Annotated in this window: 21 protein-coding genes; 13 read left to right on the plus strand and 8 right to left on the minus strand. The window is 61.8% G+C overall.

Annotated features, from left to right (window positions below; all coding sequences use genetic code 11):
- The 3 genes from ACT2FV_RS16165 (at position 1) to ACT2FV_RS16175 (ending at position 2433) form a co-directional block, all read left to right on the plus strand.
- A complete protein-coding gene (locus ACT2FV_RS16165) occupies positions 1-567 on the plus strand; it encodes a single-stranded DNA-binding protein (protein WP_444504354.1) in 567 nt (188 codons plus the stop codon).
- A gap of 402 nt (positions 568-969) precedes the next feature.
- Positions 970-2115, plus strand: a complete 1146-nt coding sequence (locus ACT2FV_RS16170; protein ID WP_444504355.1) for a DUF7146 domain-containing protein — start codon at positions 970-972, stop codon at positions 2113-2115.
- 93 nt (positions 2116-2208) lie between these two features.
- Positions 2209-2433, plus strand: coding sequence for a hypothetical protein (locus ACT2FV_RS16175; protein WP_185646562.1), 225 nt, complete (start codon positions 2209-2211; stop codon positions 2431-2433).
- A gap of 82 nt (positions 2434-2515) precedes the next feature.
- Here the strand turns inward: ACT2FV_RS16175 and ACT2FV_RS16180 are convergent, their stop codons facing one another.
- From ACT2FV_RS16180 to ACT2FV_RS16195, 4 genes are all read right to left on the minus strand, one after another.
- Entirely contained in the window at positions 2516-2758 is a 243-nt protein-coding gene (locus ACT2FV_RS16180; protein ID WP_012367201.1) for a hypothetical protein, read from the minus strand.
- Positions 2755-2910 (minus strand): hypothetical protein, encoded by a 156-nt coding sequence (locus ACT2FV_RS16185; protein WP_444504356.1) that lies wholly within the window; start codon positions 2908-2910, stop codon positions 2755-2757. Before ACT2FV_RS16185 ends, ACT2FV_RS16180 begins: the two co-directional genes overlap by 4 nt.
- 121 nt (positions 2911-3031) lie before the next feature.
- Positions 3032-3364 (minus strand): hypothetical protein, encoded by a 333-nt coding sequence (locus ACT2FV_RS16190; RefSeq protein ID WP_444504357.1) that lies wholly within the window; start codon positions 3362-3364, stop codon positions 3032-3034.
- 9 nt (positions 3365-3373) lie between these two features.
- Positions 3374-4378 carry a PRTRC system protein D gene (locus ACT2FV_RS16195; protein ID WP_012367198.1) on the minus strand — a complete coding sequence of 335 codons (1005 nt, stop codon included), beginning with the start codon at positions 4376-4378 and terminating at the stop codon, positions 3374-3376.
- Positions 4379-5539: 1161 nt separating this feature from the next.
- On the opposite strand from ACT2FV_RS16195, the gene ACT2FV_RS16200 reads away from it, so the two are divergent.
- Complete coding sequence (locus ACT2FV_RS16200) at positions 5540-6682, plus strand: integrase domain-containing protein (protein WP_444504358.1); 1143 nt, start codon at positions 5540-5542, stop codon at positions 6680-6682.
- A 181-nt stretch (positions 6683-6863) separates the two neighbouring features.
- On the opposite strand, the gene ACT2FV_RS16205 is transcribed toward ACT2FV_RS16200, so the two are convergent.
- Together ACT2FV_RS16205 and ACT2FV_RS16210 are read right to left on the minus strand one after the other, a co-directional pair.
- Entirely contained in the window at positions 6864-7535 is a 672-nt protein-coding gene (locus tag ACT2FV_RS16205; RefSeq protein WP_444504359.1) for a Lar family restriction alleviation protein, read from the minus strand.
- Between the two features lie 119 nt (positions 7536-7654).
- Positions 7655-8098, minus strand: a complete 444-nt coding sequence (locus ACT2FV_RS16210; protein WP_444504360.1) for a hypothetical protein — start codon at positions 8096-8098, stop codon at positions 7655-7657.
- A gap of 139 nt (positions 8099-8237) precedes the next feature.
- Here ACT2FV_RS16210 and ACT2FV_RS16215 point away from each other — a divergent pair, with 139 nt between their 5' ends.
- Positions 8238-8687 (plus strand): hypothetical protein, encoded by a 450-nt coding sequence (locus ACT2FV_RS16215; RefSeq protein ID WP_325090394.1) that lies wholly within the window; start codon positions 8238-8240, stop codon positions 8685-8687.
- A gap of 39 nt (positions 8688-8726) precedes the next feature.
- Here the strand turns inward: ACT2FV_RS16215 and ACT2FV_RS16220 are convergent, their stop codons facing one another.
- Together ACT2FV_RS16220 and ACT2FV_RS16225 are read right to left on the minus strand one after the other, a co-directional pair.
- Positions 8727-8954: a hypothetical protein gene (locus ACT2FV_RS16220; RefSeq protein ID WP_444504361.1), complete on the minus strand. Its 228-nt coding sequence runs from the start codon at positions 8952-8954 to the stop codon at positions 8727-8729.
- Entirely contained in the window at positions 8954-9274 is a 321-nt protein-coding gene (locus tag ACT2FV_RS16225; protein WP_444504362.1) for a hypothetical protein, read from the minus strand. Before ACT2FV_RS16225 ends, ACT2FV_RS16220 begins: the two co-directional genes overlap by 1 nt.
- 616 nt (positions 9275-9890) lie before the next feature.
- Here ACT2FV_RS16225 and ACT2FV_RS16230 point away from each other — a divergent pair.
- The 8 genes from ACT2FV_RS16230 to ACT2FV_RS16265 all read left to right on the plus strand — a co-directional run bounded on the left by ACT2FV_RS16230 (position 9891) and on the right by ACT2FV_RS16265 (position 17022).
- The gene (locus ACT2FV_RS16230) at positions 9891-10928 is read left to right on the plus strand and encodes an N-6 DNA methylase (protein WP_444504363.1); all 1038 of its coding nucleotides are present in this window, start codon (positions 9891-9893) and stop codon (positions 10926-10928) included.
- A 229-nt stretch (positions 10929-11157) separates the two neighbouring features.
- The gene (locus ACT2FV_RS16235; protein WP_444504364.1) at positions 11158-12828 is read left to right on the plus strand and encodes a PRTRC system ParB family protein; all 1671 of its coding nucleotides are present in this window, start codon (positions 11158-11160) and stop codon (positions 12826-12828) included.
- An 81-nt stretch (positions 12829-12909) separates the two neighbouring features.
- Positions 12910-13359 (plus strand): PRTRC system protein E, encoded by a 450-nt coding sequence (locus ACT2FV_RS16240; RefSeq protein WP_444504365.1) that lies wholly within the window; start codon positions 12910-12912, stop codon positions 13357-13359.
- An 11-nt stretch (positions 13360-13370) separates the two neighbouring features.
- Positions 13371-13589 (plus strand): PRTRC system protein C, encoded by a 219-nt coding sequence (locus ACT2FV_RS16245; protein WP_012367187.1) that lies wholly within the window; start codon positions 13371-13373, stop codon positions 13587-13589.
- 99 nt (positions 13590-13688) lie between these two features.
- A complete protein-coding gene (locus ACT2FV_RS16250) occupies positions 13689-14831 on the plus strand; it encodes a PRTRC system protein F (RefSeq protein WP_444504366.1) in 1143 nt (380 codons plus the stop codon).
- Between the two features lie 12 nt (positions 14832-14843).
- A complete protein-coding gene (locus ACT2FV_RS16255) occupies positions 14844-15572 on the plus strand; it encodes a PRTRC system protein B (RefSeq protein ID WP_444504367.1) in 729 nt (242 codons plus the stop codon).
- Positions 15569-16204, plus strand: a complete 636-nt coding sequence (locus tag ACT2FV_RS16260; RefSeq protein WP_444504368.1) for a PRTRC system protein A — start codon at positions 15569-15571, stop codon at positions 16202-16204. Before ACT2FV_RS16255 ends, ACT2FV_RS16260 begins: the two co-directional genes overlap by 4 nt.
- Positions 16204-17022: a PRTRC system ThiF family protein gene (locus ACT2FV_RS16265; protein ID WP_444504369.1), complete on the plus strand. Its 819-nt coding sequence runs from the start codon at positions 16204-16206 to the stop codon at positions 17020-17022. The genes ACT2FV_RS16260 and ACT2FV_RS16265 overlap by 1 nt, the downstream gene beginning before the upstream one ends.
- Positions 17023-17049: the final 27 nt, after the last annotated feature.

Below are 17049 nucleotides of genomic sequence, written 5' to 3' on the forward strand. Positions count from 1 at the left end.
ATGGCATCTGTCAACAAGGTCATCCTCGTCGGCAATCTCGGCGCTGACCCGGAAGTCCGTTACCTGCCGAGCGGCGACGCCGTGGCGAATATCCGTCTCGCGACGACCGATCGCTACAAGGACAAGGCGAGTGGTGATTACAAGGAAATGACTGAGTGGCACCGCGTCGCGTTCTTCGGCCGTCTCGCTGAAATCGTCAGCGAGTACCTGAAGAAGGGTTCGTCGGTCTATATCGAAGGTCGGATCCGCACGCGCAAGTGGCAGGGCCAGGACGGCCAGGACCGCTACTCGACCGAGATCGTTGCCGACCAGATGCAGATGCTCGGCGGCCGCGGCGGAAACGCGCAGCGTGATGGCGGCGACGACGGATTCGAGCAGGGCGAACGCCGACAGGCTCCGGCCAATACGGCGCGCGCGCCGGCTCGCACGAATGGCTCGGGCCCGCGGCCTGCGGCTCCCCCGCCGGATCAGACGAGGTCGTACGGTGGTGGTGGCGGCTTCGACGAAATGGACGACGATATTCCGTTCGAATCGTGGTACCCGCGCAAAGCGTGGGCCGCGATCTGATCCCGGAAACTCTCACCGATCCACTTCGCGTCTCCCGTTTCTTCTCACCTTCGCGTGTGATGTGCCTCGCGGCACATCACACGCGAACCTTCTCCTCCCCTCTGTTCATCCCACGACGTTGCTGAACCAAGCCGACGCGCTCGCGCGGCTTGGTTGAGCAAGCGTTTCCGCGCCTGTCTCAGGCATCGACCAAAACCGCAATCCAAACAGGAGAGTGCCTATGAATGTGAAGTGGTTTCACCTTTCGCGCAGCGCAGTGCTCTCCATGTCACGTCGATTCGACGCGACAGCGGGGGGCGTGAGATGTGAGAGGGCGCTTGATCCACCGGTGGTTGCTTCCGCATCGATCGATGGCGCAGCTGCTTCGTACGTTTTTGCCAGAGCGCAAAAGGAGGCTGAATCATGCGAGAGCTGAAGAAGCTGGTTCTCGAGGACCTGAACTGGTCAAACATCTTTCCGCATTACCTCGACAGTCGTTATCTGGGGGATGCCAAGAAGCGTTGGTGGGCGTGCCCGCTGTGTGACGGCGAGGAGACGTTTCGGCTCTATTCGCCCGAGAAGGATCCGAAAGGCGGCTGGTACTGCGCCCGTTGTGCGAAGGGTGGCACGGGCGTGCAGCTCATCCATGAGGTGACGGGGAAGCCGTATCGCGAGATCTACTACGAGCTCGAGACCGGAAACTATAACAGTGGCATTCCCGTCGAGGTGGCGCGCAAGGTGAAACCTGTCCCGGTCCGGCCTGAGAAAAGCGACGAGCAGAAGTGTCGCGAGATGCAGGTCGCATGGGATGGCGCTGGGCCGGTCACGGCGGAGTCGCCGGTATGGACGTATCTGTCGACGCGGATTCCCGGGCTGCAGATCGAATGGATCGGGAAGGATGTGCGCTACCACCCCGGTATGGAGTACGTCGATGCATGGGGAAAGAAGCAAGGAAAGTTTCCCGTCATGCTGCTGCGCGCGCGTTCGCCGGCCGGAAAGCCGCGTCGCCTTCATCGGACCTATCTCACGGCTGATGGCACAAAGGTTCCCTTCCTGACGAAGAAAGGGAAGCAGCGAGCCAAGCTGGAGATGAGCGCGCCCGACGGAAGTTTTGGTTCGTCGGTGCTGCTCAACACGACACGGTCGCGGACCCTCGCGCTGGTCGAGGGGGCGGAGACGGGGTTCGCGGTGGTCGCGCGGTATCAGAATCGTATCGAGGTTCGCAGCCTGCTGAACTGCGGCGGCCTCGAGCGTGCCGACATCCGTTGGGACGATTACGACCACGTGATCATCTACGCCGACCGTGACCGGGTCGATGCGCGCCACGGCTATCGGCCTGGCGAGCATCACGCGAATATCCTTGCTGATCGCGTTCGTAGCCTCGGAAAGCGCGTCTCGATCGTCCGTTCGGTGGTCGAAGGCGTGGATTTCTGCGACGTGTGGGCTCAGCAGTACAAGCGCCAGACGCAACGTTACGAGCGGGCGCGCGCGAGACGGGCGATGCGCGATGAAGTGCGTCGGCGGAATCTCGCGCTCGCGGATGGAAGCAACGTGTGCCGTGTAGTTTGACTTGAACGCCGGCGATCGCCGGCATTGGTTTGTTTGCCCGGTGGGGATACGTCCCCACCGGGCCGCATTGCGCCGGGCCTCATTCGGAGACTGATGATGGCCTTTCGTATGTTGCTGGGAGAGTTCGAGATCGTCGCGACCACGGGTGCGGCGAATGGCAGGCAGCCGACGGTGTTGTCGAAAGCGGAAGCCTTCGACGTCATCGACCGGAAGTGCGAGGGCGAGGCCCGCTATGTGTTGCGGGACGAGCCGTTCGAACCGGCGGTGGACTTCTGTATGGCATGGCTCGCGCAAAAGGCGGCCAGTCGCAGACATTGAACTTGAAGCGAAGCGGCTCACCATTTGGTGAGCCGCTTTTTTTTCGTCCATGGATTCTGCATCGGCAACGACCTTCCTGAACCTACAGCACGATCCGGAGGACCAGCAGGAAGAGCTTATAGGCACCCGAAGCCCATACCGCGCCAATCGCTCCGCCGATGAGGAACGGCTCGGCCAGACTCCCAAAGTGGCGCGCATGCAGGAAGATGCCGAAGAACCAGACGAAGGCGAATGCGTATGCCAGGATGATGCGTCGGACCAGGAACGGCAGGCGCTTGTACAACTGGTGAGCTTCCGTCGCGATCGCTATTACCTTGTTGTTCATTCGTGATCTCCAGAGATATGTTCCATCTTGGCGAGCCCCGCGAAGAAGTATTCGATCGCGATGCGCATTGCAACAAAGCTGAGCCAGAGGTACGGCGACGATAGCTTATGGATCAGCTCGCCGTGGCGAATCCAGTCGATGAGTTCCAGCATGGTGTGCATCCTATATGCACCGGTGCATAGCGCGATGCGCGCCATGAACACCGGTGTTATGTATCCATCTTCGCAGTTCCAACCCAAAGTCAAGCTGCAGTAGCGTGCTGCGGCGGCCCTGTCATTCGAAGTAGCCCGCCAGTTGCCCGCCAAGCTCGTCGCCAAAGCCAGTGCTTTCGTGCCCCGAGTCATCCACCCGCAGCACCTGGAATCCCTCGTTGTCGATGCCCCCCGCCGCGCGCGCCCCTGCCGCAGGAGGGGGCGAATACGCTTGCGTCTTCGTCTGAGCAGGCGCGTGAATGTATCCGGTCAGCTCCTGACGTAGCGTGGTCTCCGCCAGCGATTTCAGAATCGCGGCGCGATGGCGGGCCGACGTACACGCGCTCAGTCGCTCGAAGAGCAGCGGCGACACGAGCGGATTGATCGTGACAGTCATCTCGATCTTGTCGCTCATGCCGTCTCCTTAGCGACGTTCGCGGGCAAGGCCGGCTTCTCCGACCATCAGGAAGCCGCGCACGTTGGCGAGGCACGGCGCGTCGATCACCTCAATCAGCACGCGCGGAAACGCGCGTCGGATGACCGCCGCGTAGAGCGCTGCGCCGCCGCCGGAAAGAATGATCGACCGAACGTTCGGCAAGCGGCCGACGTTGTTCTGCATTTCCTTGACGACGCCCGAAATGAGCGGTTGAGCCTGCTCGAGGTACGGCGCAAGATCAATGTTGGTTCCGTAGAAGAAGAACGGCGTCTGCTCGCGCAATGCCTTATCGATACGCTCGATGTCTTCGACTTCGTCGCCCTGGTCGCGCGCGACGAGGCTGGCGATGCGCTGGTAAATCTGCGATGCGCCGCCCGGCATGCCACCGCTGCGGTTGTCATCCATCGTGAAGCCGTTCGCATACACCCAGTCGGTCGTGAAGTAGCCGACGTCGACGACGAGGTGGGCGACGTCTCGCCCGAACTCGTGCTGGCGATTGCTCGACGCGAGTACCAGCGAGCCGAGCGGTTGTGGGATCACCACGACCTTGTCGACCGTGACCCGGCCAGCCCCGAAGTCCAGTTCCCCAGCGAAGCGTTCCTTCAGCTCGGCCGAGTACTTTTTCATGTTGTGGACGGGCAGGCCGAGCACCAACCGTTCAATGTGCGTGACGCCAGAAAAGTGGATCGCGCCAAACAAGAGGGCGGCATAGTTGTCGGACAGCACGTAGTCGTCTGCCAGTGCTCGGCCGGTATTGCCGTAGGCGGCGGTAAGCGGCACATCGGGCCCGACTTCGTATTCGACCTGGTCGATGACGATCGTCGAGACCTTACGCGCGGTCAGTACGCTCTCGCCGTAGCCCGATAGCGTGCGGCTTGCGGCGAGGGGAGTCAGCGACGGGAACATGCCGGTCGCGATCGTTCCACTTGCGGCGCGGTGAGCGTATTTCGTGTTGCCATAGCCGACATCGACGGCGAAGACTGCGGTTTTCAAAGGCGACTCCTATAGGGACGAATGGGGCGGTGCCACAAATCAAAGTCGGACGTGAAGTCGGACATTGAGCGCGGCGAGAAAGCGAAATCGGACATGAAGTCGGACTTTGTCGAATGAGCGTCGCCAAAGTCCGACTTGATCTGGGAGTTTGCGCAGTGAGTCGCCCACAACTCCGAGTTGAAGTCCGAGATTGCTGAACCCAGTCTATCGAGCGATGCGCGAAGTCAAGTTTCGGAAAGCGCGCCGGTTCCCGTCAGCTTTCGGCCGGTGAGCCGGGGCAAATCGCTCTATTCTTCTTTTCACCTACCGCGTCATCGACGCATCGAAACCGAGTGCAAGGCACTCGCTCGTCCTCTTGGCCCGCAACAGGCCCCCAAATGCAGTCAAGTGTTCGGGCCGCACAACGAAGCGGCCTTTTTGTGAATCAGATCAAGTACACAGCGGTCAACAGTGAGGACCGCTGGACAGTGCGATATCCATACGATCGGCGACGGTTTGTCGCCACAGGACAGCACGAGAACAAGTGGAGCCCCGGACACCGGACGCTTTACGAGCACTCGTGCGTGTCTGAACACACCCTTTCAGCGATCGATGCTGGGTGCACTCAGGAAGCCCGATACACCGCGGCCGACATGAGTGTGCTTGGGGGTGGGGGAGATCATGCGACCGGCAAAAGCCCGGTATCGCGATTCCCTGACAGGAAGAAAAAACGGTCTGAGCCGCCGTGCCCGAAAGGTCTCAACACGAATTACCCGGCATTCAACCCGGCGTCCGCATACGCGAAAGCGGTGGGCGTCGCGACGCGAGCGCGTCGGCTTGCAGGGTAGCCACGAAGCTGTACCCGCGCGGAGCTTCTCCGCGCAGCGCGACCGATGAGGGCGCGCACGAATGGCGACGCCTTGCGCGAAGCGCGAGGCGAGTTGTTCAGGCAGCAGGTTGGACAGTCGGCGTGCATGTACTTCCCATGCACCGGGCTGATCGGATGGAAATCGCTAAAGGACAGGAAGACGCAATACCGAGCCGGCGGAATCCGGCAACCGCGCATTGCGCGAAGCGGGATGAGCTGCAACGTGATCGGGCACGGCGTCAGGTAGGGGCGCCGCGAACGCGCTGCGGCAACGAATCAACGAAGGTGCGGCGTCGGCCGCAAGGAGTAAATGCATGGCAGTGATCCTCAACGTTCGAGCGGTTGTGGCCCGCTATCGACTGCCGCCCGAGTTTCGCGACGCGCTGCTGGTGCTTTTCGATCAGCACGTCGCAGCTATCCATAGCACCACACGCATCAGCACCCGCGCGCTCTCGATCAGAACGCAGGAAAACCGCGCAGCTGCGCTGTGCAAGGCGTTCGTTGAGCTGCGCGAAGGCGGCTTCGCGTTGCAGAGCCCGTGGTCGCTGAAGGAAAAGCACGTGAAGTATCTCGTCACGCGGTGGGTCGATGCGGGACAGTCGGGTGGTCGGATCGAGAACAAGCTCACCTACCTGCGCGCAATCGCACTGTGGATGGGCAAGACCAATCTGGTCGGCACGCTCGGAGATTACGTGGACCGGCGAGCGGCGGGCCTGGTGCGCAGCTATGTGGCGACTGAGGACAAGTCGTGGGTGGCGCATGATGTGGACGCTGTAGCGAAGATCGACGAAATCGCGGCGACCTGTCCGTACACGGCGGTGCAGCTCAAGCTGCAGGCGGCATTCGGGCTGCGGGTCGAGGAGAGTTTCATGCTTCGACCGCTTGAGGCGGTGCGCAATCCGCAGACACTGGCCGTTACGCGTGGCACGAAGGGTGGCCGGCCGCGTGAAGTGCCGATCGAGCGGAAGATCTCGATTCTGGAGGAGGCGGCTCGGCTCAGTAATGGTTCATCGGGGTCGACGATTCCGGCCGGCCGCACGCTCAAGCAGTGGCGAGACTGGTACTACTACGTGCTCGGCAAGCATGGGGTGACGAAGAGCGGGCTCGGGATTACGAGCCACGGCTTGCGTCACGAATACCTGCAGACGCTGTACGAGCAGTTCGCCGAGGTCCCGGCGCCGATCAAGGGAGCGTCGGTGCGGCCCGATCCCCAGGTGCACGAAGAGGCGAAGCGTCGCGTCGTGGCGGCCGCGGGGCATAGCCGCGAATCGAAGGCGAATGCCTATCTGTCGACGTTCGCGCGGCAGGAGGCAATGCGCAAGCAACTGCCGACTGTGGATGCGGTTGAGGCCGCGTTGCGGGCCGCCGCCGGCAACAAAAGCCATGCAGCGGCAGCGCTCGGGATTTCAAGGCAAGCGCTCTATCGGTTGCTCGCGTCGGCGCAGGATCGAAAGTAAGCGTCGACGAGGGCATCGTTCGACAGAATCGCATGCACGTCGAAATGAGGCGTGAAATAGGGCGTGTTATGTCCGCTGGGCCGACGGCCCGTTCTGTAAGATGGACTTGTCTCTCAGGTTCTAGCTCGGCCCTCGGATATGGCTAGAACTCCTTTCAAGCCGGCTCGCGCCGGCTTTTTTTTCACCAGCGATCCCGATCGGGCATCGCGTCGACGGCCATCGCGATCCGGTCTTCGAACAGGAAGTCCATGTGTTCGGAAGGCGACGGAATTTTCGGGAACTGCACGTAGTCGTGCCCGTCGATTTCCACCCACTTTGCGAGCTGGACGAGCTTCCGGTATCGCGCGGCGTCTTCGAGCACCGGGGAGATCGGCCACGTGTCGAGGGTCACGACGGCAGCGTCGACGACGCGTTGCGCGAGCATCTTGAAGACGGGGCCGAGCGTGGCCCAGTCGCCCTCGGCACGAGACAACAGATCGAGGACCAACTGCGCATCGCATGCGCCGAGCTCGCGTTCGACAAGCGTTTGCAGATCGTTCTCGCCCGCCTTCGGGCGGCTCAGGCGCCGGTTCCACGTTTCCGCGCAGCGCGTCTTGGCCGCGATCTCGTCATCGCCGATCGGTTCCCACTGCGTCGACAAGCCGCACCCGGTGCAATGGATGCAGACGAGCTTTTCGGTCAGCGGTGCTTCGGGCGGGCGCGGCAGCACGTCTCCCAGGCATGGCGGCCCGCCAAACCGACCGAACTGGCTGAAATCAAACGCGCGGTTCTCCGGGCAATCGATCAGCCGTTGCGATCGCCCGATCGTGGCCCGCCCTCCGCAGTGGTCGCAGGGATAAAGCTGCTCCAACATTTGTAATATGAAAATAAGGTCGTGACCGGCGCATTATTGCCGCTTTTGTGTGACAGACAAAGGGGAATTAAACAGAGATTGTCCCCAATATTAGATTCACGACTCGGCAACATGCGCTCTCAGGCGGTTGCAGGCGACCAGACGGCCGTGCTGCGCGCGGCAGCTTCGACGCGCTCCAGATACCGAAGATAATCGTCGGTATCGTGTCGGGTAACGGTCGTCGGAATGATGGTCACGGTGCGCTCGTCGCTCGGCGCGCGAGGGAAAATCCGGCGCATCGATTCCGGCTGATCGACGATCCAGAAATTCCACTGACGAACAAAATGCCACCAGGTGCGCGCCCGCTCCAGCTCGGCCCACGTCGCACTGAATTCCAGCACCGCGCCGAGGTTCGTGAAGAACGTGCATCGAATGCCGTCATCATCGGCGGCCGCGACCACCACCTGGCGGCCGCGCGAGATCGAGCCGGCTTCGCGGCATGCCATTGACAGGGCGGGAAAACGCGGCGCCCAGTCGTGTGAACGGGAGACTGCGCGGTCGAGAAAGAGTGATTTGCCTTGCATATCGGCCTCCATGGGCATTGAGCATGCATCCATCTTGCCGGTGGCCGGGCAATGTCAAGGTTCGTCGCCGCCGGTCGGCTAAAGCGTGCCCGGCGCGATGCCGTAATCACGGGACATTACAACAGCTTGAGCCTCCTACATGAAGCCGAAATCCGCGATCCGATCCAAGTCCGATCTCCTGCCCATCCCTGCCGCGGATCGTGACGGGATCGCGCTCGAGTGCTATCTCGCGCTGAGCACGCTGCGGGCGGGTCAGGGCGATCGCCATACGCTCGCTGTGCTGACCCATGCGCTTGTCGCGGCGCACTTTCTGTTGGAGGCTGGGGTAGGTGACGGAAGCGAGAGCCGGGCGACGTTTGCCGCAGCGCAGGATGCGATCAACGAAATCGACTCGGGTGCGGTGATCGCTGGACGATGTGCGGTGACAACGGAATCTTCGGCAGGGGCGATCGGCGGGTTGCTGGCGCTCTACGATCGGCAGCTCAGACGCGCGCCGCGCGCGACGGTGTCCCAGATCGTTGCGCAGGTGAATGCATTTTGGCGCGGATCGTCCGGGGCGCTGAGCGAGCAGGAGCGGCTCGTGGCCTAGGCAGAGCTATGATGGGGTGACGTGTGATGGTTCCGATGCTCAAGCTCTGGGGGAGCCGTGCCGTAAACCCGGGGGAACAATGATTTCTTCCTCCTCGTTGTACTCACCTCGCCCCGCACTTGGGATCCAAGGCGGGGTTTTTTTCGTCTGCGCGGTGCTCAGGCGGCTGGACGGCATTGCGCGGTCGGCGGTACGAACGAAACTCGCGGGCTGTTCCTGCGCATCCTCGAGCTGCACCGTCACGCCGGCGAAGGAAACGTCGGTCATCACGCATTGCGCTTGGCCGCCTCGGACGGGTTGTATTCGCGACCGGTCGCTCTCTCGGTCAGAAACCATTGGCCGCTCGACAGGCGGGTGACGTGGCAAAAAGGGAAGCGCTGCTCCATGAGCATTTTCTCATTGGCGTCGCGTTGGTCGCGCCAATGTCCAATGAGTCGAAGAATTTCCCCGATCGCCCACCCGCAGGCGAACACTCCTGCCAGTGCGCATCCGCAAATCATCCTGGTGTAGGCGCTGAGCCGAGTGAATACCATGACAAGGTCTGCGATTAGCATGACGATGATTGTGATTGGAACAAGACGTTGCATGATGGTTAAGGGCTCGGATTGGAGGTTCCCGAAGGCAAGCCGGCTGGCGCGAAGATCAGCCGGGCTATCGGAATATGGTTACTGCTCGGAACGAAACGTTGAGGCAACTGGTTGCCAGTTCGATTGTGATCAGTGGCCACCACGGGCTCAGTCGGAAAGCCTCATCAATTCGGTCAGCTTTCTCGGTACCGTCATAGGCGGGCGCTGAAGCTGCAAAAGCTATACGTTTTTCTCGAGCTTTCTGGGTTTGCCCCATCAACCGGTTGAGCTGGATGGCGTTTGCCTAAAAAATGTGCAGGCGGCTCTCCGTCATGCCCAGCGCGGTCGTCCGGGACTTTTCCACAACGTTGTTCAGGGAAATTGTGAGTATCTTGCTCGCGTTGCCCCACGCGCGGTTGGCAAAAGCGCGTGCGATATCCCGCCCATTGCCCGGCCAGTGACGGGCGAACACGCGATACGATCCTTCCACCTACCGCGTCATTGACGCATCGAACGAATCCGCCGCCGGCGGCCTTCCATATCACCCAGACGGGACCACTCCCGTCGGGTGTGCTCTCCCGTTCATCCTGGAGAGCATCATGTCCCATCTGCATATCTGCGCCTGCGAGGTGCTTGCATGAGCCGCAAGAGCGCAGAACGCAAGCACGACCAGACCGCGGACCCGTATCAGCGCGAGTTTGTGCAAATGGTCAAGGCTTTCTCGTACAGCCAGCACACGCATACGGTGTTTGCCGACTTCGTCGAGTTGGCGGCGCTGTCGATCAGCAACAGCGTCGATCGCACGCAGTTCGAGGCGCGCGAGAAGCGTTACCTGGAAATCGTCGGTAAGTACGAGCGTGACGACGTCGAGCGGTTTCCCCGCATGCTTGGCGCGCTGACGATGTCCTTCGAGCATCGGATGCAAGTGTGGGAGAAAGCTGGAGCGGATTCGGTACCCGTCTTTGACGGAATGACGGACGTTCTCGGCGAGACCTACATGATGCTGGAGCTGGGGAACGCCCGGGCCGGGCAGTTCTTCACTCCGTATCACGTGTCGCGCCTGATGGCCATGCTGACGACCGGCGACGGTCAGCCGCACATTCAGCAGTACGGATTCGTGCGGATGCAGGAACCGGCGTGCGGTGCCGGCGGTATGGTCATCGCGACGGCCGAGTCGCTCGCGGCCGCGGGTCACAACTATCAGCAGACGATGCATGCGACCTGCGTCGACATCGACCCGGTCTGCGTACACATGACCTATCTGCAGTTGTCGTTGCTGCATATCCCCGCGATCATCGTGCACGGTAACACGCTAACCGGCGAGGTATGGGGCGTTTGGTATACGCCGGCTCACATCATGGGCGGCTGGCGATGGAAACTGCGTCGACGCGAGCGCGAGCTGGCCGAAGCGGCGCTCGCCATCGAGGCGCCCGCGGCGGTCACTCCGCCGACTGAAGATGCGCGCGAGCCTCAGCCGACAGATGTTGAGGCACTCGATTCCGCCGCGTCGTGGCCACTGGTTGGCGATGACAACGATGTTGCCGTCGCGGAGCCGGAAGCGATCGCAGCACGCACGTATGACCGACGGACGATCTTCGACCTGTTCGAGGACGCTGTCGAGCAGACGAGTCCCACCGCGATCTTTGCGGCGATCGACCAGATGACGTTGTTCTAGCGGCCATCTCTTGAACCCAGCCCGATCCTGGTGCTCGGGCCTTTTTTTGAAAGCTGAGCCGAAATTCCGGGCTTTCTCGTCTCCGGCGTAAATTTCGAGCGGTATCGTTGTCCCATCCAACGCGTCACTGACGCATCGACCCGCCGGCCCCGCCGGCAATTCATTGCCTATCAACCCCATCGGGAACCACTCCCGACAGGGGGCAGGTTCCCACTCTGGAGAACCTGTCATGCAACACGCCAACCTTCAACAACCCACCGTTCCGCTCGGTCGCATCGTCCTCGGTCCGAACCCTCGAACCTACTTCGATGACGCCGAGATGGACGAGATGCGAGCGTCCATCCGCGCGCGCGGCGTCGATACACCCGTGCTCGTGCGTCCGCTCGACGACGATACGTTTCAGCTGATCGCCGGCGGACGCAGGTACAAAGCCGCGATGGACGTTCACGGCGAGACCTATGACATGCCGGTGTCGATCAAGTACGTCGACGAGATCGAGGCCGAGGAAATCGCGCTGGTGGAAAACATCCAGCGTGCGGACATGTCACCTGGCGAAGAGGCGGTCGCCGCGGCCAAGATGGTCGGCCGCTGCAAGGGTGACCGGGAAGATGCCGCCCGTCGCATCGGCTGGAGCCTTCCGACGCTCAACAGCCGGCTCGCTCTCATGAACTGCAGCGCGAGTGTGCTGGAAGCGCTCAATACGCGGAAGATCAATCTCGGCCACGCCGAGCTGCTCGCAGCAATTTCGAAAGAAAGTCAGGACAAGGTGTTGCCCGTCATCGTCGCTGAGAAGCGGTCGGTGGCCGATGTGAAGAAGCTGGTCGAGTCCGTGTCGTGCTCGCTAAACGCGGCGATCTTCGACAAGGAAGAGTGCACCAGCTGTCCGCACAACTCGTCCACGCAGTCTGCACTGTTTGGCGAGTCGATCGCGGATGGCAACTGCACCAACCGCGGTTGCTACAACGAAAAGACCGAGAAACAACTCGAAGTGATCGCCACCGGCGTTCGCGACGAGTATCCGCTCGTTCGGATCGTGCGACCAGGCGACAACCACACCCGTGTGCAAATTGCGGTCGACGGTCCCAACGGCGTGGGCGAAGACCAGGCGAAGGCCTGTCACTCGTGCCAGAACTATGGTGCTGCGGTGAGCGCGTTGCCTGATTCCATCGGCAAGGTGTTTCGCGGTCAGTGCTTTGATACCGTGTGCAACATGAAGAAGGTTGCGGCACGGATTCAAGCGGTGAAGGCGGCGACGCAGCCTGCGGCAACCGCGAATGCGGGGGCCGCGACCGGCAAGGGCGCCGCGAAGGCGGGCGGTTCCAAGTCCGAGCCGGCAGCCGTCACGGTCGTTGCGGAATCCGACAAGGTGAAGCAATACCGTGTCGCCGTCTGGCGCAAGGCACTTCGCCGCGATATCGGGACGAACGGCGTGCTCGCACGTCAGTACCTGATCGCGATTGTCCTGGCCGGATACGCCCGGCAGATCAAGGACGACACCTTCCGGCTCGTGTTCGAGAAGATGACCGAGGAGAAGGTGCCGTCTGGCGATCTTCCGAAGGCGGTCGATCTGGTGCAAGCGACGAGCGAGCAGCAACAGGCGGATCTCGTGACCGGCATGCTGCTTTCCGCGATCGAAGGTCTCGAGGTGTCCTACCTGACGCAGCTTTGCAAGCAACACAAGCTGGATCTGACGAAGCACTGGAAGCTCGACAAGAACTTCCTCGAACTGTTGACCAAGGCCGAGATGATGGTCGTGGCCGACGAAATCGGGCTGCGCAACGCGATGGGCGACGACTTCAAGAAGGTGTTCTCGAAGTCGAAGTCGGAAGTGATCGAGGCGCTGCTTAACGTCAGCGGTTTCGAGTACGCCGGCAAGATCCCGAAGGTTCTCAAGTTCTGACATACGGGGCGGCCGTGCGCCGTTCCCGTCCTTCATTTGCGCCGCCATCGTGCGGCGCTTTTTCATTTTCCGGAGATTTTCATGTTTCAAGCACTTGAACGGCTGATTCGTTCGGCTGGTAAGTTGACGCTGTCACTCGCGATGGACGGCGACAACATTGTGGTGTTCCTGACGCCGCAAGGCGGGAAGGACGCCACGCTGCGTCAACCGCTCATTCTGAAGGCGACGGCTGCGGAGCTGGATGAAGGGTTCGCCGCGGCGGTCACCTCCTACTCGGCGGCGCACAAGTCGCTCGAGGAGCAGGTAGCGGCAACGAACGCGATCCTGGACGAGCAGAAGGCTACGCAGGTGACGAAGGCGCAGAAGGCCCTGACCAAGGGTTCGAAGGTGCCGGCGGCCGGCGCAGCAAGCGGCCCGCAAGATGAGGACGACGACAACGACGACGGTACTCAGCCGACACCGTCGGCGCCGCAGGCCTCCGATGCCGAGTCGAAGCCGGCCGGCACCGATCTCGCGTCCTTGCTCGATTAAGGAGATATGTCATGTCGATCAGCATCGCAGCGGTTGTTCGTGAATTCCTCTACAACGGCATGGCCTTGATGGATCCCGGCGCGGCGTTCTCGCCCGATCAGGTGCGGGATCTGTACACCGCCCAGTACCCGGAGCTGACGACGGCCGCCGTCGACGGCCCGCAAATCAAGGGTGAGGTCATGTCCTACACGTTCGTTCGCGCGGCAGGCGCCAAAGGCGCCCATGCGTAAGGACGCTCTGCTCAAGGCCCTGTCCGATCCGGATGGTGGCTTCAACCAACAGGAACCGGCCGAAAGGCCGGTTTTTTTATATGACGAGGAAATGCGGAAATGTTCTTCGATCCTGCACTCCCTGATTCAAGCGTCGCAGCTGGCTCGGCCGCGACCTGGCAACCGCCACGCGCTTCCGCTGCCCGACGTCGACCTGCCGCTGATCTTCTGACGCTTCCGTCGTTCTCGACGGAGGTGCCGGGGGTGGTGCGGTTGAAGTGGCGCGAAGACGTGCACCTGTCGGATCTGGTCCTGAAGCATTTCCAGTACGGGCCGCTGCGAGCGGGCGACGTTCACGATCCGGCCGACGCCGGCGACGCGTTCCAGCAGGCGTTTCATGCGTGGACGCAACGCCAGTATGGGCGGTTTTCCCGGCTCCGATTCACGCCTCATCTGTTCGATGCGCATGCGGTTCGCGATGTGCTCGATGGCCTCGGTAACGGGAACAACGATGAAGATCCGACGCCGCTGTTTTTCGGGTTCGGCCTTGAAGATGAGTGGGTGTACTCCCTTGAGGGGGCGATCGAGACACTGCGGTCGGTCCACCCGTTGCTCTTCCGGACGGTGATGGCCGCGTTGTGTCGCGCATCGGCTCGGACGATGTTCATCCGCCTGCCAGACTGGTTCATGTACGAATTTTCGTGCTGGTACTGGGACGGCGATCCGAACGCTTCAGACAAGGATGCGGACGAAGCGCTGAAGGAACGCTTCGAGGACGACACGGAAACCCGTTCTGCGTATCTGCCGTCGGTCGTTCGGCCACAGCTTTGTCCGGACGACGCTGATCCGTGTGTGTTTAGCGGCGGTAAGTGGCGCGATCGACGCGTCTTGACGTACCCGGAGCTGGTGCGGCTTCGCGCTCGCAGCAGGGGCATGCCTCGGCGCGTATGCACCGAGGTCCTCAACCTTCGCGCGCTGATGCGCCGTAGCCGAACGCGAGATCTGTTTCACGTGAGCTACGACACCAATCCTGTCTATGGCATTTGCTCGGTGATCGTCGAGGACAACGAGTTTGTTGGCGACCTTCTCGACCATCACTTTGACGGTGCCGCTCAATGCGGGGATGCGACGACCTACAGCGGGTTCTCCCGGCTGGCGGCCACCCCGAAGGCTATCCGCCGTCAGTACGCCGACCTCGCGTTGGCGTTTCGAATTCTTACTCATCTCGACCGGCTTCTTTCGCTTGTCAGTGATCCCATTTAAAGGAGTTTTCATATGTCTGGTATCTCTGCCGGTCGAACCGGTTCTGATGTCGCATTGTCGCAAGCGCTGTTGCTCTATACAGGCAAGGACGGTGCGCATTTTGCGACAGCCCACGCTGTCATCGCTGACCGCCAAAGCGGCCGGCCCATCATTGGTGCCGGTCGGCCGCTTGACCGGAAGGTACTTGTTCAAACGCTTCTGAAGCTCGCCGAGCACGTCGCACCGCGGGCGGAGTTTTTGCCGCCGACGGTGCTCGGGGTCTCGCCTGATGCAGTCACGTGGTGGTGTCCGCCAGCGATGCGCCGGGTGTTCTTCGAATGCGAGAACCTTGGCAAGCGAAGCGCCGTGGTGCCGCATCCGGGGCTGGTGTTCCAGGCCTCGAATCAGGGCTTTCGCGTGTTCGCGGTGGCATGCAGCGGTCGCCCCGTTCGCGAGACGCCGTTGTTCGAACCTCCGTACTTCAACACGTGGGACATGGGGCGGATCTGCATCGGCAGTGCGCAAGTGCCGAAGCGTGTGGATGTGGCGTCAATCGATGGGTGGGAAGCCGGGTTCTTCGATTCGGCCTTCACGCATCCGAACGCCGGCGGCAAACGGATCGAATACAAGGACGGCGAGTACGCGTTCTGGCGCGACATGCTCGACGGCAAGTTCGGCGAGACGTTTCCGCTCAACGCGCTGGTGCCTATGAAACGGACGCTCGAGCAGCTGGTGAACGGCCAAGTCGGGAGGGGGGCATGAATCCGCTCGATACCGTTCTCCAGCAGTCGTTCCCGTCGGTGATGGTTCCGTCGCGGGAGGCCGTTGTCCCGATGACGCGTTCGGGTGAGCGCCTGCTCATCGCATCGGACGGCGTCTATCTGGAAGTCCTGCGCCCCTGGCTGAGCGCGGTGCGTCGCATCGCGCAGTACGAAGTCTCGACAGCTGTCCCGTACGGGAAGGTCGAAGAGACGACGGCGCTCTTGTGCGGGCAGATTCCGGCCGCGCTCGTCGCGGAGTTTCATGCGATGGCTCGGGCGGCGGTGCCAAACGAGGTCGGCGCGTGGATTGTCTGGAACAGCGTGACCTTTGCGTTCCGCATCGTTGCGTTGCCTTCGCTGTCGCACGGGCCGGGGCATCTGGTCTATGAGCGGCCGCGACTTGCAGACGGCGAATGGCTGGTGGTGGATTGCCATTCCCATGGCACGGGCCCCGCGTTCTTCTCGCGCACGGACAACAAGGATGACCAGCATGACGTGAAGTTTGCGCTCGTGCTGGGCCATTGCGATCGTACGCCGTCCGTCGCGCTGCGGCTTTGCGCGAAGGGGATCTTCGAGAAGTTCGAACGCGTGCCCGAGTCGTGGGCGGCCGCGTTGACGATGGAGGTGATGTGATGAGCGAGGCGATCACTCACAGTATTCCGGCCGACATGATCCGCCGGCCGTGGCGTGTCGTGGTGGTCGGCGCCGGCGGGACCGGCAGCGCATTTCTTCCCAGTCTCGCGCGGCTGCATCACGCCATGATCGAGCTCGGCCACCCTGGCGGGATCGAGTGCACGGTGTACGACGACGACACGGTCAGTGAGACAAATGTCGGGCGGCAGGGGTTCTATCCCAATGACGTCGGCCATTACAAGGCGCTGCTGCTCGTGAATCGGCTCAACAACCTGATGGGGACCAACTGGGTTGCGGAGCCGCGGCGTGTCGATTCGTCGGTGCGGATCGTCGCCGACATCGTGGTGGGTTGCGTCGACTCACGTCGCGCGCGGCACGCCATTGTGCAGGCAGCGAAGCGAGGGAGTTGTCGCTACTACCTGGACTGCGGCAACGAGACGGATCGTGGTCAGGTCATTCTCGGGGAGTTCGGCAAGGCTCGGCACGATAGGTTGCCCCACGTCGGTGATTTATTTCCGGACTTGCTGAACGCTCGGAACGACAAGGGCGACGAGACGCCGTCGTGCTCGATGGCCGACGCGCTGCGCAAGCAGTCGTTGGTCATCAACCAGGTGATTTCGGTACAGGCCTACAACCTGCTCTGGACGCTATACCGGACGGGCTCGCTGAAGTACTCGGGCACCTTCGTGAACCTGGAATCGGGCCGCACAAGCCCGATACCGATTGATCCTGCTGCATGGGCGCGCTTTGGCTACGACGCGCCTCCCCAGAAGAAGCCACGGGCACGCAAGCGCCCAACGGCTAAAGCTGATGCCTAAACATGCCGTTCCCCTTATGGGGAACGG

The organism is Burkholderia sp. PR2 (genome assembly GCF_052372875.1).
Classification (GTDB): domain Bacteria; phylum Pseudomonadota; class Gammaproteobacteria; order Burkholderiales; family Burkholderiaceae; genus Burkholderia; species Burkholderia diffusa.